Below are 17,862 nucleotides of genomic sequence, written 5' to 3' on the forward strand. Positions count from 1 at the left end.
AAGGTGGAAGCCAAGGCCACCGCCACTGACCCGGCCGGCAATCAGGCGCACGACACTGCCAACTCGACGCTGGATGTGACTGGTCCAACCGTCGATATCGAGCACTTTGCCGGTGATGACGGCTTTATCAATACCAGCGAGTCGACGGCGACGCCGGTGAGCGGCACCAGCAGTGAGAAGACGGTTGATCTGGTGTTTACCGACGTCAACGGCAAAACCGTGGAAGTGAAAAACGTCTCGGTAGTGGACGGCAAGTGGAGCACCACGGCCGATCTGAGCAGCCTGGCGGAGGGCAAGGTGGAAGCCAAAGCTACCGCCACTGACCCGGCAGGCAATCAGGCGCACGACACTGCCAACTCGACGCTGGACGTCACCGGCCCGAGCGTCGATATCGAGCATTTTGCCGGCGATGACGGCTTTATCAATACCAGCGAGTCCACCGCCACGCCGGTCAGTGGTACCAGCAGCGAGAAGACGGTTGATCTGGTGTTTACCGACGTCAACGGCAAAACCGTTGAAGTGAAAAATGTCTCGGTAGTGGACGGCAAGTGGAGCACCAACGCCGATCTGAGCAGTCTGGCGGAAGGCAAGGTGGAAGCCAAAGCTACCGCCACTGACCCGGCAGGCAATCAGGCGCACGACACCGCCAACTCGACGCTGGACGTCACCGGCCCGAGCGTCGATATCGAGCATTTTGCCGGCGATGACGGCTTTATCAATACCAGCGAGTCCACCGCGACGCCGGTCAGCGGCACCAGCAGCGAAAAAACCGTGGATCTGGTGTTTACCGACGTCAACGGCAAGACCGTTGAAGTGAAAAATGTCTCGGTAGTGGACGGCAAGTGGAGCACCACGGCGGATCTGAGCAGCCTGGCGGAGGGCAAGGTGGAAGCCAAAGCCACCGCCACTGACCCGGCCGGTAATCAGGCACACGATACGGCCCTCTCGGCGCTAGACGTGACTGCCCCTGAGATAGATATCACTGGATTTGCGGGTAACGACGGATATATCAATCAGCAAGAGTTGGGTGGAACCTTTATTGAGGGGACGAGCAACGAGCGTTTCGTCAATCTCACCTTTACCGACAGTAACGGCAAGTCAGTCACCGTCAGCAGTGTGCCGGTCTTTGACGGCAAATGGCATAACACGATTAATTTAGGTTCGCTGGCAGAAGGCAAAATCACCGTGGTGGCGACGGCGACGGATGCCGCAGGTAACACCGCGCAAGACAGCGCCAGTGCCATCATGGATAAAACCTTACCTGAAATTGATATCACCAATTTTGCCGGTAATGATGGCTATCTCAATGCGCACGAATTAGCCGGACAATTTATTCAGGGCACCAGCACGGAAAACCACGTGACATTGGTCTTCACTGACAGTAAGGGAAAAGAGGTCAAACTTACTGATGTGCCTGTTATTGATGGTAAATGGAGTACCTCAGCCGATCTGAGCACATTGGCAGAAGGCAAGATTAAGGTCGTTGCAACGGCAACGGATCCGGCGGGTAATCAGGCTCACGATAACGATCAAGCCATATTGGATACCAAGCCGCCTGTCGCGCACGATGAGACGGTGACCGGGCTGGAAGATACGCCGGTGCATATCGGTTGGGATAGCTTGGGCGTTTCTGGCGATACGTCCAGCGTGGTGATTTCTTCATTGCCACCGGCCAGCGCTGGTACGCTGTATTACAACGATAATGGCACCTGGAAACCCGTCACGGAAGGACAGTCGTTTAACTCGACCAATACAGATTTGCGTTTTGATCCTGCGGCAAATGCGTCGGGTTCACCCTATGGCATCGTGCATTTCTCACCGGTGGATAAAGCGGGCAACGTTGGTGCGGAAACCTCGCTCAACATTGATATTACCCCGGTGGCGGATGCACCGACGGTGACGCTGGACATTACCAGCGGCAACAGTACGCCAAGCAGTGAAGTGATTCATATTAACGGCGGCAGTACCAACGGTGGCTTTGATATTCAGGATGGAAAAATTGTTGCCGTCGGCAATGGGGTGCGCGTCTGGTTAACCGAGGGGGATCCGATCCCGACATTGGTGGGTACCGGTACATACTCGTACTATACACAGGGTAATACCAGCGGAAATGATGGCTACAGTGATATTTTCGTTGTCCACTCGAACAGCGGATATTTCTATCGTCAAAGTGGACGACCTGATGAACTAAAACCCTTGGATTCTTTTGGTGGAAACCGAGTAGTTAATAATGACAGTGCGCATAAAGATTATGTGTTTGTGATGAAAGAGGATGGCTATACCTATAATCCTACTTACAACACGAATAATAATCAGCCAACGAGCGTCAATACCCTTGATGGCGTCAAAGTTAACTACACCGACAGCAACGGACAATCCCATTCGTTCACCAATCAGGTGAGTAACAATCTGGGCGGGGTGATTTACAGTGATGGCACCAGTATGGCGCCAGGCAGCAATGCGCCTACGGTAACCAAAGAAACCAACACGGGTACCCAGGAACATACGCTGGATGTCTCAGCCGCATTGACCGATCTTGACGGCAGTGAAACGCTGTCGGGCATTACCCTGACCGGCCTGCCGGAAGGCACCAAAGTGGTTGACCATATCAACAATGATGCGACCTATACCGTGGGCAAAGATGGCACTTACACCATTGCCAACGCGCACAATGCCAACGCGTTGTCGGGAACGGTCACGTTGTACGTGCCAGTGGCGGCAGGCAAGTTCGAGGTGGTGGCTCAAGCAACGTCAACTGAAAAACTCAACCATGACAGCGCGACCGGTTATTCGACGGAAGGCGTTGAGCAATACGGTGCAGCCATCGGCACTACCGGGGATGATTCTGTACAGGGCACCAACAGCAACGATGTGATGATAGCCGATGTTTCCGGTCTGCAACTGGTGGAAGGCACCAACTATAACATCGCGTTTATGGTGGACAGCTCGGGCAGTATGACCACTACCGATATCGCCAACACGGTTGCTTCTCTGAAAAACGTGTTTAACAGCCTGATCAACAGTGCCAACGGTGCGCATGCAGGGAAAGTGAACGTGTTCCTCGCTGACTTTGACACGCAGGTTGGCCGCACGGTATCGGTGGATCTGAAAGACTCGACGGCGCTGAGCAAGCTTACCGGCGTACTGAACTCAATGGTTGGCGGTGGTAACGGCGGCGGTACTAACTATGAGGACGTGTTTAAAACCACGGCCAACTGGTTCCAAAGTGCGGCGGTGAAAAATAATGTCGGTACTAACCTGACCTATTTTATTACCGACGGCGAGCCGACCTATTATCAGAAGGATGAAACCAATCAGGTACAGGTGGGTAGTAATTCGAATGAAGTGCTGAATATCGACAGTTTCAATTACCAAGTCGGCCAAGCCTATAACATGAAAATTATGGGGGAGAACCGCGAGGTCATCAGTGCTAATGGCGATGTCAATCGATACTTCTATAATCGTTATGGTTATATCGACCACGAAGTTGTCGGACGGGTACATGCGCAGGGCGATGGCACTTATGAAATCTCCACGTTGGGCGGCTGGGGTAACAACGACGGGGACTACGGCTACTACAATCGTTACTACAGCCAGCAAAACGCAGACACTGCCTTCAAGCTGTTGCAGTCGATATCGCATAACACCATTGAAGCCATTGGCGTGGGCAAATCGCTCGATGCCAGCAGTCTGACGCGTTACGACTCCGACGGTATTGTTCAAAGCAAGATCGATCCGAGCAAGCTGAGTGAAGCGATCCTGGGCAGCAACAAACCGTTGCCCGGCGGAGACGACACCTTGCACGGTGGTATTGGCAATGACATCCTGTTTGGCGATGTGGTGCGCTTTGACGGTATCGAAGGTAACGGCTTGTCGGCACTGCAAACCTATATCGCGCAGCAGATGAAAGTCTCCAGCGTAACGGTGCAGGATATGCACCATTACATTACCGATCACCATCAGGCGTTTGATCTCTCTTCCAGCAACGACGGTGACGACAAACTGTACGGCGGTGCGGGCAATGACATCCTGTTTGGTCAGGGTGGCAATGACCTGCTTAACGGTGGTGAAGGTAACGACATCCTGTACGGCGGCAGCGGCAACGATATCTTGATCGGCGGTAAGGGCAACGACACGCTGATTGGTGGCTCAGGGGCGGATACCTTTATGTGGCAAAAAGGGGATACCGGTTTTGATGTCATCAAAGATTTCAACCCGGGTGAAGGTGACAAGATCAATCTGCACGATCTGCTCGGCGATCTGGATAAAGGGGCCGATCTTAGCCGTTATATCCGCTTTACCGATCATAACGGTTCTCCCACCATTGAAGTCAGCACGCAAGGTGACTTCTCGGGCAACGCGGGCGGTACGGTGAATGTCTCTATCACGCTTGAGCATTACAGTGGATCAATGCCTTCGCTGGAAAGTCTGGTCAGCAAGCCCGAACAGACGGTAAACTGAGTTGCATTACTTGCGCCCGGAGAAGGCATCGACCTTCTCCGGGGCGAGGCAGCCATACCGTACCGGAGAGAAGAGGTGGTGCATGTACTATATCCAGCGTGACAGCCAAGGGTTTTTAGTCAGAGTGGCGGATGTGCCCTTTGACGAGATGACCGGTAAACTGGCAAAAGATTCTCCGGAAGCGATCCTGTGGCGGAAAAATCAGGAAGTGATGCTCAATGGATTGCAGCAGCTACGCCAAAGCGATTTGGAAATGGTGCGCGTGCTTGAGGATTTGATTCAGGTGCTAACGCAGAAAGGTGTTATCAATATTACCGATTTCCCTGCTGCGGCACAGTTGAAGCTGATTAACCGGGCCCATGCACGTGAAGCGCTCAACGGCGGGCTGAGCAAGCTGATTAACGACGAAGATGAGGCGATGTTTTAAGCCTCAAGTTGCCGCACTTTTCTCTCTCTGGTGCGTGCAGGCAAGCCTGTCTGCACGCACTATTCCTATCAATGCCCTTAGACGTTATTTCAGCAACAGCGTGTTATCCGGCGCGGGGAATGGTTCTCCCAGCAAACGTCCCATAGCACCCTGTAGCCCCATGCCGCGCAGCGTATCCAGCTCACCCTCGGTTTCGACACGTTCAGCAATCAGTGGCAAATCGATGCTGTTGGCGGTGCGGTAAAGGGCTTCAATAAACACCTTTTTATCGTTTTCCCGATCGATATTGCGAATGTAGCTGCCATCAATTTTCAGGTAGGCAAGCCCCCACTGCGCCAGGTTACCTATCAGGTTAAAACGCCCGCCGAAGTGCTGTAATCCCAGTTGGCAACCGTATTCGCTGAGCATTGCGATCAGCGCTTCAAGATGATGGGTTTCCGGCAACTGGTTTTCATCCAGCTCAAGAATCACACGGCGTGCCCGCTCGGGATGGCCCTTAAGCGGTGCCAGCATTTGCGTCAACAGGTTTAAATCCAGCACGGTACTGCCCGACAGACTCAGCGCCAGCGTACCGGAACTGCGTGACAGATAATCCAATGTTTGTTTTATCATCACCTGATCTAACCGGGCATTCCAGCCAAAGCGCTGAATCCAGGGGAGGAAAAATCCCGCTGCGATGCTATTGCCCTGCTCATCGTTGATACGTGCCAGTACCTTATGGTGAAGCACGTCGCCGGGGTGAGCGCAGCGGCAAACCGGCTGGAAGAACAGTTGCAGGCGCTCCTCATTCAGCAGCGTATCCAGGCGATTAAACCACAGGTGACGATCGGCCTCGGTCGGTGAATGGGCTTCATTGTCCGCCAGGGGCGCGTGATGCAGCGGAGAGCTTTCTGCCCGCGTGAGCGCGTGGTCACCTTGTATCAACAGTGTTTTCAGGCTATCGCCGTGCTTGAACGGCACCATGCCCAATGCGGCAACCGGCGAGCTGTCGATTTCGCCCGTTAGCGCGAGTGATTCCAGGTTGTGTGAAAGTGCGACGACCAGCGTGTGCGCTTCTTTTTCTGCCATGCCGGGGCACAGCAGGGCAAATTCACCGCCGCGCAAACGCGCCAGCACGCTCTCCTGTTCGGCATAGAGCTTCTGTGCGGTACGCATCATTTTCGCCATGGTTTCCAGCAGCACATCGGTGCGTTGACCGCCGAGTCGCTGGTTGAGACCTGCCAGATCCTGTATGCGAATCATAATCAGATAACCCGGCGGCGTCTCTTCATCGCTGCTCTTGTCGTTGAACTGCATCTCAAAAGCGCGACGGTTAGGCAGACCGGTTTGCGGATCCTGATAGGCTTCTTGACGTAAGCGTTCACTTCGCTCGGCTTCTTCTTCAAACAACATCTTTAACTTGCTGACCATCAGGTTCATGGCCTGTGCCACGCGGCGGAATTCTGGTGTGCTGGGCAAGTCCGGCTGAGTGAGGTATTCACGGCGGGTGATCGCCAGCGACTGTTTCACCATGTAGTTTAACGGGCGCAACTGGCGGCGCAGCAACAACGCGCCAATCAATAAACCGAGCGCAGCGCAGCCCAGCAGCCAGATGGCTCCTGCGGAGGTGCTTTGCCACAGACGGGTAACGGCGAACATCGGGTGGCTGACCACTTCCACTTTTGCCGCCTGCTCCCACCCGCGCATCACCATGGCCTCACCGCTGCCCGGTGTCAGATTAACCAGCCGCACAAACCAGGCGGGAACATTGGGAATTTCAGGCGAGGCGATGCGTTCCAGCGTGACGTCACCGGTTTTAATATCACGCACCCGAATGCTGGAAAAATAGCCGCTATCGAAAATCGAGCTGACCATTAATTCCACCATGGCCGGATCGTCGATATTGGGCGTTAACGACAATCCAAGTGCGGTGGCGGCATCCTGCGCGTGGGATTGCAATTGGTTATTCGACTGCTCGCGTGAATTTTCCAGGCTGACAAAAAAACTGCCGCTAAAAATCACCAGTACGAATAAGCAGATGGCTATCAAAAGTTGTTTGTACAGAGACATAGCCTAATCCTACTCTTCAAGAGAAAAACCTTCGGCCCGCATTTTGGTCAATAAATCTTGCCAACGTGAAAGCCGCTTACTGTCGCCGACCCGTTTATTGCTGCCATCACTGCCGGGCAGCCATAGTCCCTCTGCGTTAAAGGAATAAACGGGGATGAGGTCGGTACGCTGCGTTGCGGGTAATATTTTATCCGTTAGATTATCCAACACCAGCGGAATAGAGGTCGGAGTGGGATAATACGCAACGATCATATGTGCCTGATTAAGGCGTAATGCTTTAACGTAGGTAATTCGCAACTTCTCATTCGGAATACCGAGCCTGCGTAGCGTAAAATATTTTGCAATAGAATAATCTTCGCAGTCAGCCATTCCTTTGCGCAGCGCTTCAATGGGCGTTGCCCAATAATCTTCCTGCTGCCAGATGACACGATCGTCGCGAAATAGCAGCCGTTCATTAAAAAAACGGTTTACCGATTCCAATAGTTTTTTTTCATCGCTGCCGGGCAATGAACCTAATAATGCCTGCCACTCATTAATTCGCTTACGCGCTTCCGGTGTTGCAGGGCCGTAAAGTTGTTCCGTGCGCTGATTAATGGTGACGAAATCCCAATCCGCGCGCAGCGTTGCCGTCAGCAGTAACAGACTGCTGAACAGCACAAGCAGAACCCCTTTATTACGCCATGTCGTTATCCAGCGGCTATTCACCGGTGTTTCTCTTCGCTATTGATTGAACCAGAGTAAGCCTCTCATCCTCGTTGCGGTGTGCTGGCCTTGTTGCGTGAAAATACGCCATGCGGCCCTGTTGAACACAAGGCAGACATGCACACCTTCCTGGCGTGAAGATAGAATAGGCGCTGAGGGCGGAAACACTGTCGATACAGACGAGTTATCGTTAGCTATTATGGCAGAATAACCTACTTTTATGGCTGGGTCAGCAGCGCACACCGTGTGTCAGGGAGAAAAACATGAATTTAGCCACCTTGGTATCAGAAACCCGTAATCCGGCAACGATGGAACTGGACAGCCAAACCACGCTTGCAATGATGACGCTGTTCAATCAGGAAGACCGTAAAGTGCCCGAGGCGATAAGCCTGGTGCTGCCGGAGATTGCGCGCGCGGTGGATATGGCGGCTGCCAGAATGAAAGCGGGCGGGCGACTGATCTATCTCGGGGCGGGTACCAGTGGGCGCTTGGGGGTTCTTGATGCGTCTGAATGCCCGCCGACCTTTGGCGTGCCCCACGGGCTGGTTATCGGGTTGATAGCCGGTGGACCCGGCGCGCTGTTGAAGGCGGTTGAAGGTGCCGAGGACGATCCTTCCCTCGGTGAGGCCGATCTGGTGGCGCTGTCGCTGACGCCACAAGACACCGTGGTGGGGCTGGCGGCGTCGGGCCGTACCCCTTATGTGATTGGTGCGTTGAAATATGCACGCAGCCAGGGTTGTGGTACGGTCGCCATCTCTTGCAACCCCGCATCCCCGATTGCGGCGCTGGCCGAGGTGGCGATTTCACCGGTAGTCGGACCGGAAGCGCTGACCGGTTCGACACGCCTCAAATCCGGTACGGCGCAAAAGCTGGTGCTCAACATGCTCTCCACGGGCGTGATGGTTAAGCTGGGAAAGGTGTACCAAAATCTGATGGTCGATGTAAAAGCGACCAATGAGAAACTGGTGGATCGCGCTTGTCGTATCGTGATGGAAGCCACGGGTGCCACACGTGATGAGGCGCAGCGAGCGTTACAAGAAACCGGCTATGCGGCCAAACCCGCTATACTGATGATCCTCAGCGGTATCAGCGCGGCAGAGGCCGAGCAGCGGTTGGCAATACACCACGGTTATTTGCGCGATGCGCTGTTGCCTTAAGAATAAGGAAATGGGTACCGTACGTGCTCGTTTTTTCCCGTAACGTAGTGATTACCCTGGCAAGAGGAAAATGGTTTGGGTGAACAATCACCGACACGTATCGTGTTTTTTGATTTGGACGGCACCTTGCATCGCCAAGACATGTTTGGCTGTTTTTTGCGTTACTTGCTTAAACGCCTGCCGTTAAATTTACTGCTGGTTATTCCGGTGCTGCCGGTGGCCGGGCTGGTATTGCTGGCACGCGGCAGGGCGGCGCGCTGGCCAATGAGCGCTCTGCTTTGGGCCATTACCTTTGGTCGGCGTGAGGCGCATTTACGGGCGCTGGAGCAGGGGTTTGTTGCCCGTTTTCGTCGCTGGGTGACGCCCTTTCCGTTGGTGCAGCAGCGCTTGACCGAGTATCTCGCCGCTTCGGATGCACAAGTGTGGCTGGTAACCGGTTCACCACAGCGTCTGGTCGAGCAGGTTTACCATGACGCCGCGTTTCTGCCCGGGGTCAAACTGATGGGCAGCCAGATGGTACGGGGCTATGGCGGTTGGGTATTGCCGCTGCGCTGTCTGGGACGGGAGAAGGTGGTGCAGATGGAAAAACAGCTTGGTGCGCCACTTCAATTGCACAGCGGGTATAGCGACAGCAAGCAAGATAATCCGCTGCTGTTTTTTTGCGAACACCGCTGGCGCGTGACGCGTGCCGGTACGTTGCAACAGCTGGAGTAACGGCGTCGGCCAGGCAATAAGCACTCTGTTTTTTCTTTACACCCTGTATAATGCGCGCGACCAAAAATGCGCGATAAATACCCGGGAGGCACCATGAACGACACCCTTGATGGCCGTGACACGCCTGATGAATATTGGATGCGTCATGCACTGACACTGGCCCAACGGGCGCAGGAGGAGGGGGAGGTGCCCGTCGGTGCGGTGCTGGTTCTGGATAATAACGTGATTGGCGAGGGCTGGAATCGCCCCATCGGTCATCACGATCCGACCGCGCACGCCGAAATCATGGCGTTGCGTCAGGGCGGAAAAGTGTTGCAGAACTACCGTTTAATCAATGCGACGCTGTATGTGACGCTTGAACCTTGCGTGATGTGCGCAGGGGCGATGGTGCACAGCCGTATTGGCCGACTGGTGTATGGTGCCAACGATGAAAAAACCGGGGCAGCAGGGTCGTTGGTCGATATCTTGCGCCATCCCGGTATGAATCATCAGATAGCGATCACGTCTGGCGTGCTGGCTGCCGAATGCGCCCACACCCTCAGCGATTTTTTCCGAATACGCCGCGCACAGCATAAAGCGCTGCGCGCGCAAGAAAAAATCGCCAAGTGTGACGGTGCTACCTGATTTATTTGCCGAGTTTTTCTGGCGGTACGGCAGGGTAAGCGCTTGCTAACAGTTCCTGCTGCTGGGTTTTATTGGCTTTCTCGGTCAGATACCCCTCCAGACTCAGCATATAGCGACGGATATTTTCAACGTAGTTATAGGCTTCGTGGCCGCGAGCATAGCCGTAAGTGGTCTGGGCATAATAGCGTTTCTGGCTGAGCATCGGCAGACGCACCTTCACATCCGCCCAGCTATCGGGATTACCCTTCTGTTTTTCCGTCAGTTTGCGCGCATCCAGCAGATGGGCATAGCCCATGTTGTACGAGGCCAGTGCAAACCAAATCTTTTCATCCTCTGGGATGCTTTCCGGCATTTTTTCCATCATGTGCGCCAAATAGCGTGCGCCACCGCTAATGCTCTGTTCCGGATCGAGCCTGTCGGTCACATTCAGGCTCTCTGCGGTGTTGCGCGTCAGCATCATCAGTCCGCGCACGCCGGTCGGCGAGGTCGCCAACGGGTTCCAGTGCGATTCCTGATAAGAGATGGCTGCCAGCAATTTCCAGTCAATATCGCTGGCATATTTGGCAAACAGCGGCTGTAGATCGGGCAAGGTATTATCGATGGCGCTCAGGAAGGTGCGGGTATCGACATAATCAAATTCGCCTACGTGGCCGAGGTATTTCTCTTCCAGACGAGCCAGCGTGCCGTCTTCCACGGTTTGGCTGAAAAAGTCCAACAAGGCGGCGTACAGGCTGTCGTCCTGAGTGCGGCGCATATACCAGGTGACCGGCTCTTCGTCGCTCAGATCGAACGCAACGGAAAGCTGCGGGTGAATGCGCTGCATCAAACCGATGGTGACGGAATCCGCCAGCGTGTAATCCAACGCCCCCTGCGCCACCTGTTTGAGCAAATCTTGCGTGCTGAGATCCGAGGCGGCTTCCCAGCTCAAAGCCGGATATTTACCGCTTTTCAAATCGCGTAGTGTGGCGATATGGGCTGAGCCCGATGTGACCGCTAACCGACCGCTCAGTTTTTCCAGGTTTTTAGGGCGCGTGGCACCCATACGGTAAACCAACTGCTGCGAAACGGAATAGTAGGTCGGCCCCGCGCGAAAGCGATCCAGTCGCTCATGGTTGTAGATAAGCCCGGCGGCGAGCAGATCGGCATTGTCGTTGTCGAGATCATCGAACAAGGCGTCAAGATTTGGACGCGCCGCTACCACCAGCTTCACGCCAAGGTAATCGGCGAATCGTTTAGCCAGTTCATAATCAAGTCCTGAGGGGGTTCCGTTACTGAGGGTATAGGTCAGCGGCGAATTGAGCGTGCTGATACGCAGCTCACCCCGAGAAAGGATCTGATTGAGCTGTGTATCCTGGCCGCTGCGCCAGGGGATGTTGGGCCAGAGCGCCAACATCAGCAGTAACGTAATAACCCCGATGAAAAAATAATTTAATGTTAAACGCTTCAAATAGTTATCTCTCGGCGGCCGTGTGGCCTTTCTGTCTGTAACGGCAGTTTTTTTGTCTACACTCTCCCAGAGTGGGGGCATTTTGCTTAACAAACCGCCAGTGTGCAACAGTTATCCATCAGGTTAAAGTTTGACCACGTCAAAAATAAGATGTGCAACAAACTCTGCGCAAACGGTTTCGTCGCGCGTCACAATTCTCTATAATGACGCGCGTTTCCCCCCCTTGGCTGCGCGACAAAGTAGCGCCCACTGACGTACTGAAACTCAGTACATCGAAGACGAGAGATTTTTTAGATGATGGAAATACTGCGTGGTTCACCTGCCCTATCGGCCTTCCGTGTAAATAAGTTGCTAACGCGCTGCAAAGAGCACTTTTTGCCAATTAGTGACATCTATGCGGAGTACGTTCACTTTGCCGCCGTGCGTGCACCACTGAACAGCGATGAGCAGGTCAAACTGACACGACTGTTAAAATATGGCCCCTCTCTCGCGGAGCATGAGCCAAGTGGGCGCTTACTGTTGATCACACCGCGTCCTGGCACCATTTCTCCCTGGTCTTCCAAAGCTACCGATATTGCGCGCAACTGCGGCCTGGACAAGGTGATTCGTCTGGAGCGCGGATTAGCCTTCTATATTCATGCGCCGACGCTGAGCGATGAACAGTGGCAGCAACTGGGCGCGCTGCTGCATGACCGCATGATGGAAACCGTATTTACTGAGATGGCGCAGGCAGAACAGCTGTTTGCGCAGCATCAACCCGCCCCGTTGAAACGGGTAGACGCTCTGCTTGAAGGGCGTAAGGCGTTGGAACAGGCCAATGTGCGTCTGGGATTGGCGCTGGCGGAAGATGAAATCGACTACCTGTTGGACGCCTTTACCCGTTTGGGACGCAATCCGACCGACATTGAACTCTATATGTTTGCCCAGGCCAACTCTGAGCACTGCCGCCACAAAATTTTTAATGCCGATTGGGTGATTGACGGTGAAACACAGCCCAAATCGCTGTTCAAAATGATCAAGAACACCTTCGAACATACGCCGGAACACGTGTTGTCTGCGTATAAAGATAACGCGGCCGTGATGGAAGGCTCCGAAGCAGGGCGCTTCTTTGCCGATCCGCAAGGGCACTACGCCTACCATCAGGAACCGACACACATTCTGATGAAAGTGGAAACCCACAACCACCCGACGGCCATTTCTCCCTGGCCGGGCGCGGCGACCGGTTCCGGCGGTGAAATTCGCGATGAAGGGGCGACGGGGCGCGGTGCCAAACCCAAAGCGGGTCTGGTCGGGTTCTCAGTCTCCAACCTGCGTATCCCTCACTTCGAACAGCCATGGGAAGAAGATTTCGGTAAGCCGGATCGTATCGTCAGCGCGTTGGACATCATGCTTGATGGCCCGCTGGGCGGCGCGGCCTTTAACAACGAGTTTGGGCGCCCTGCGCTGACCGGTTACTTCCGTACCTATGAAGAGCAGGTGGACAGCCATAACGGCAGCGAACTGCGCGGTTATCACAAGCCGGTGATGCTGGCGGGCGGTATTGGTAACATCCGTGCCGATCACGTGAAAAAAGGCGAAATCACGGTAGGTGCCAAGCTGATTGTGCTGGGTGGCCCCTCCATGAACATCGGCCTGGGCGGCGGTGCGGCCTCTTCTATGGCTTCTGGTCAATCGGACGCCGATCTGGATTTCGCCTCGGTACAGCGCGATAACCCGGAAATGGAACGCCGTTGTCAGGAGGTGATCGATCGCTGCTGGCAACTGGGCGAAGAGAACCCGATCCTGTTTATCCACGACGTGGGGGCGGGCGGTCTGTCCAACGCTATGCCGGAACTGGTGAGTGATGGCGGGCGCGGCGGACGCTTTGAACTGCGCGACATTCTCAACGACGAGCCGGGCATGAGCCCGCTGGAAGTGTGGTGTAACGAATCGCAAGAGCGCTATGTGCTGGCGGTTGCGCCGGAAAAACTGGCGCTGTTTGATGAGCTGTGCCGTCGTGAGCGCGCCCCTTATGCGGTGATTGGCGAAGCCACGGAAGAGCAACATTTAACCCTGAACGATCGCCACTTTAATAATCAGCCGATCGATTTGCCGCTGGATGTGTTGCTGGGCAAAACGCCAAAAATGCTGCGTGACGTTAAGCGCCAGACTACCGAGGGCACCTTGTTGAACCGCGAAGGTATCTTCCTGGCTGAAGCGGTAGAGCGTGTGATGCATCTGCCAGTGGTGGCAGAGAAAACCTTCCTGATCACCATTGGTGACCGTTCCGTTACCGGTATGGTGGCACGCGATCAGATGGTCGGACCGTGGCAGATCCCGGTGGCAAACTGTGCCGTCACCACCGCAAGCCTCGACAGCTACCACGGTGAAGCGATGTCGATTGGCGAACGTGCGCCTGTGGCGTTGCGTAACTTTGGCGCCTCCGCGCGTTTGGCGGTGGGGGAAGCGTTAACCAACATTGCGGCGACCCAGATAGGCGCGTTAACGCGCGTGAAGCTCTCTGCAAACTGGATGTCGGCAGCGGGGCACCCCGGTGAAGACGCTGGACTTTACGAAGCGGTAAAAGCCATCGGCGAAGAACTCTGCCCGGCATTAGGATTGACCATTCCGGTGGGTAAAGACTCCATGTCGATGAAAACCCGCTGGCAAGAGGGCGATCAGGAGCGCAGCGTCACCTCTCCGCTTTCTCTGGTGATCACCGCATTCGCCCGTGTGGAAGACGTGCGTAAAACCGTCACGCCGCAGCTGCGCGCCGATCGTGATAACGTGCTGTTGCTGATCGACCTGGGTGCTGGACACCATACGCTGGGCGCGACAGCGCTGGCACAGGTCTACCGTCAACTGGGCCGTCACACTGCGGATGTACGTAACCCGCAACAGTTGGCTGGCTTCTTTAACGCTATGCAAACGCTGGTGGCGGATGATGCGCTGCTGGCCTACCACGACCGTTCTGATGGTGGTCTGGTGGTGACGCTGGCAGAAATGGCGTTTACCGGTCACTGCGGCATCGAGGTTGATATCGCGGCCTTGGGTAACGACCCGCTGGCCTCGCTGTTTACCGAAGAACTGGGTGCGGTGATTCAAGTGTCCGCCGATCGTCTGGCGCACGTTGAACAGGTGCTGGCCGACAATGGTTTGGCCGATATCGTTCACCGTTTGGGCCATGCCGCTCAGGACAATCGTTTTGTGATTACCCATGGCAACGATGTGGTGTATCAGGAGAGCCGCACTACGCTGCGCACCTGGTGGGCGGAAACCACCTGGCAGATGCAGCGCCTGCGCGACAATCCGCACTGTGCCGATCAGGAACATGCTGCGAAGCAGGATGAGACCGATCCGGGCCTGAACGTCTCGCTGACGTTCGATCCTGCGCAGGATATTGCCGCACCCTTTATCGCCAAAGGCGTGCGTCCTAAAGTGGCTGTGCTGCGTGAGCAGGGCGTTAACTCTCACGTTGAAATGGCGGCCGCGTTCCATCGCGCCGGTTTTGACGCCATCGACGTGCATATGAGTGATTTGCTGGCAGGTCGTCGCGATCTGCAAGACATCCAGGCGCTGGTCGCCTGTGGTGGCTTCTCTTACGGCGATGTGCTGGGCGCGGGCGAGGGATGGGCGAAATCCATTCTGTTCAATGCGCGGGTGCGCGATGAGTTTGCTGCCTTCTTCCAACGTCCGCAAACGCTGGCGCTCGGGGTGTGCAACGGTTGCCAGATGATGTCCAATCTGCGCGAACTGATCCCTGGCGCAGACCACTGGCCGCGCTTTGTGCGCAACCTGTCCGATCGCTTTGAAGCGCGCTTCAACCTGGTTGAAGTCACCAAAAGTCCGTCATTGTTTATGAATGACATGGTGGGATCGCGCATGCCAATCGCGGTTTCTCACGGTGAAGGGCACGTTGAAGTGCGCGATGCCGCCCACTTGGCGGCGCTGGAGCATGAACATCTGGTCGCTCTGCGCTTCGTGAATAACTTTGGGCAGGTAACAGAGAACTATCCGGCGAACCCGAACGGTTCTCCGAACGGCATCACGGCAGTCACCAGCGCCAGTGGTCGTGCTACGGTGATGATGCCACACCCGGAACGCGTTTTCCGTACCGTGAGCAACTCCTGGCACCCGGAAACCTGGGGTGAAGACAGCCCGTGGATGCGCATGTTCCGCAACGCGCGTCGTCAGCTTGGTTAAGGAGTAGCCGGGCATTGACGATAAAAGGGGCGATGAGCCCCTTTTTTATTGGGTAGAGAGGCGTTTTTTTCTACAAAACCGATATTTGTCGCGATACAGCGACAATTGGCATTATTGATGTCTCTATTTGGAGACATTTAATTATATGATTTTATTGGGTTGATATCCCGAGTTGCATAAAGCGTCTTTTTTTGGCGACAGATTTTAGCGATCGGCGACGTAGTATGACGTTAATAAAGGCACGCTATCGCCTTTAAAGCGATATATGTAAATTTAAATTATTATTTATCAATCAATTAAAATCGATATTGCGAACTGGCATGATTAGTGCATAATGTCACGCGTTGCTCATTCACCTCGTTATGATTGCGCTGTTGATGATATTGCTTTGCGCTCATAACACCCCGAATGACGCCACAAGAAAGGGTGCCTATCGTCCACTACACCGATAACAGTCTGCCATGCAGCTTTATCAAACATCGGGCGACACGTTGAGTGAGGCACCGCCTATTCAGTTGCCCGGTTAGCAGAGATGCAACCGGGCAGCGACTGACTCTCTTTTCTCCACGTCTTGATTGATTTCATCACCCGCTTGCGGATGGGAAAAACATTGCGCTTTTATGCCACTTCGTTAGCATCATGACGGATGAATAAACAACGAGATGATTTCCTTGAAACGCTGGCGTCTGTTTCCGCGCTCTCTGCGCCAATTAGTGATTATGGCGTTCCTGCTGGTGCTCTTGCCGCTGCTGGTACTGGCCTATCAGGCGTATGACAGCCTGGATACCCTGAGCGAACAAGCGGCGGACATTAACAAATCCATGCTGGTGGACGCGCGCCGCAGTGAGGCGATGAGCGGCACCGCACTGGCGATGGAGCGTAGCTATCGCCAATACTGCGTGCTGGATGACAGCACGCTGGCTACCCTCTACCAAAGCCAGCACAAACAGTATGCGCAGATGCTGGAAGCGCACCGCAATGTCCTGCCCGACCCGCGTACTTACCAGCAGCTAAGCCAACACCTTGCCACGTTGGCGACCCTTGATTGTGCCAATAGCACGCCGACCAACGCGGCGCAGGAACAACTGACGCAGTTTGCGCAGGTCAATGCCCAACTGTTGCAAATGACGCGTGAAGTGGTGTTTTCTCGTGGGCAGCAATTGCAACAGGGCATCGCCGAGCGCGGTAAGTTTTTCGGCTGGCAGTCGCTGGTACTGTTTATGGTCAGTCTGCTGTTAGTGGTGCTGTTTACCCGTATGATCATCGGGCCGGTTAACGGCGTGGAGCGCATGATTAAACGCCTAGGCGAAGGGCGCTCGCTCGGCAATACCAGTACCTTTAAGGGACCACGAGAGATTCGCACGCTGGCACAGCGCATTATCTGGCTGAGTGAGCGACTCTCCTGGCTGGAATCGCAGCGGCACGAATTTCTGCGTCATATCTCCCATGAGCTGAAAACGCCGTTGGCGAGCCTGCGCGAAGGCACCTCGCTGTTGGCCGACGAAGTTGTCGGGCCGTTGACGCCGGATCAAAAAGACGTGGTCGCTATTCTGGATAACAGCAGCCGGCACCTGTTGGAGCTTATCGATCAACTGTTGGATTACAATCGCAAGCTGGCGGATACCCCAACGGAGATGGAGCCTGTCGACATTGATGAGGTGGTGGATATCGTGATGTCTTCGCACAGCCTGCCTGCGCGCACCAAGGCGATCCACACCGAAACGCGGCTTGATGTTACCCAGTGCTGGGCCGAGACCACCTTGCTGATGCGCGTTATCGATAATCTCTATTCCAATGCGGTGCACTATGGCAAGGAATCCGGTAACATTTGGATTCGGAGTCGCCAGCACGGACACCGGGTGCAGATTGACGTTGCCAATGACGGTGCGCCGATCCCAGAAGCAGAACAAGGCATGATTTTTGAGCCCTTTTATCAGGGAAGTCACCAGCGCAAAGGCGCGGTGAAAGGCAGCGGGCTTGGGTTAAGCATTGCGCGCGACTGTATTCGTCGCATGCGCGGGGAACTGAGTCTGATACCGGTGGATTATGCTGACGTCTGTTTTCGTATTGAATTGCCCTTAACCGCTGAGAATGAATAA

At 54.7% G+C, this 17,862-nt stretch carries 10 protein-coding genes; 7 read left to right on the plus strand and 3 right to left on the minus strand.

All coding sequences use genetic code 11. The features are described from left to right. Together J5067_RS13465 and J5067_RS13470 are read left to right on the plus strand one after the other, a co-directional pair. On the plus strand, positions 1-4,461 hold a 4,461-nt coding region (locus J5067_RS13465), incomplete at its 5' end, for an Ig-like domain-containing protein (protein ID WP_319802394.1). A gap of 82 nt (positions 4,462-4,543) precedes the next feature. Next, positions 4,544-4,888: a tryptophan synthase subunit beta gene (locus J5067_RS13470; protein WP_222157791.1), complete on the plus strand. Its 345-nt coding sequence runs from the start codon at positions 4,544-4,546 to the stop codon at positions 4,886-4,888. Positions 4,889-4,972: 84 nt separating this feature from the next. Here the strand turns inward: J5067_RS13470 and lapD are convergent, their stop codons facing one another. Both lapD and lapG read right to left on the minus strand, forming a co-directional pair. Beyond that, positions 4,973-6,937, minus strand: a complete 1,965-nt coding sequence (lapD, locus tag J5067_RS13475) for a cyclic di-GMP receptor LapD (RefSeq protein WP_264651320.1) — start codon at positions 6,935-6,937, stop codon at positions 4,973-4,975. Positions 6,938-6,946: 9 nt separating this feature from the next. Further along, entirely contained in the window at positions 6,947-7,594 is a 648-nt protein-coding gene (gene lapG / locus J5067_RS13480; protein ID WP_264643665.1) for a cysteine protease LapG, read from the minus strand. 308 nt (positions 7,595-7,902) lie between these two features. Between lapG and murQ the strand changes: the two genes are divergently transcribed. The 3 genes from murQ to tadA all read left to right on the plus strand — a co-directional run bounded on the left by murQ (position 7,903) and on the right by tadA (position 10,134). After that, positions 7,903-8,796 carry an N-acetylmuramic acid 6-phosphate etherase gene (murQ, locus tag J5067_RS13485; protein WP_264651321.1) on the plus strand — a complete coding sequence of 298 codons (894 nt, stop codon included), beginning with the start codon at positions 7,903-7,905 and terminating at the stop codon, positions 8,794-8,796. 75 nt (positions 8,797-8,871) lie between these two features. Next, complete coding sequence (gene yfhb, locus J5067_RS13490; RefSeq protein ID WP_264651322.1) at positions 8,872-9,510, plus strand: phosphatidylglycerophosphatase C; 639 nt, start codon at positions 8,872-8,874, stop codon at positions 9,508-9,510. A 93-nt stretch (positions 9,511-9,603) separates the two neighbouring features. Beyond that, positions 9,604-10,134, plus strand: coding sequence for a tRNA adenosine(34) deaminase TadA (tadA, locus tag J5067_RS13495; RefSeq protein ID WP_264651323.1), 531 nt, complete (start codon positions 9,604-9,606; stop codon positions 10,132-10,134). Between the two features lies 1 nt (position 10,135). Here the strand turns inward: tadA and mltF are convergent, their stop codons facing one another. Continuing rightward, entirely contained in the window at positions 10,136-11,581 is a 1,446-nt protein-coding gene (mltF, locus tag J5067_RS13500) for a membrane-bound lytic murein transglycosylase MltF (RefSeq protein WP_264651324.1), read from the minus strand. Positions 11,582-11,878: 297 nt separating this feature from the next. Between mltF and purL the strand changes: the two genes are divergently transcribed. Both purL and J5067_RS13510 read left to right on the plus strand, forming a co-directional pair. After that, a complete protein-coding gene (gene purL, locus J5067_RS13505; RefSeq protein ID WP_264651491.1) occupies positions 11,879-15,763 on the plus strand; it encodes a phosphoribosylformylglycinamidine synthase in 3,885 nt (1,294 codons plus the stop codon). Positions 15,764-16,425: 662 nt separating this feature from the next. Beyond that, positions 16,426-17,862, plus strand: coding sequence for a HAMP domain-containing sensor histidine kinase (locus J5067_RS13510; RefSeq protein WP_264643660.1), 1,437 nt, complete (start codon positions 16,426-16,428; stop codon positions 17,860-17,862).

Source organism: Candidatus Symbiopectobacterium sp. NZEC151 (assembly GCF_025962655.1).
Lineage (GTDB): Bacteria > Pseudomonadota > Gammaproteobacteria > Enterobacterales > Enterobacteriaceae > Symbiopectobacterium.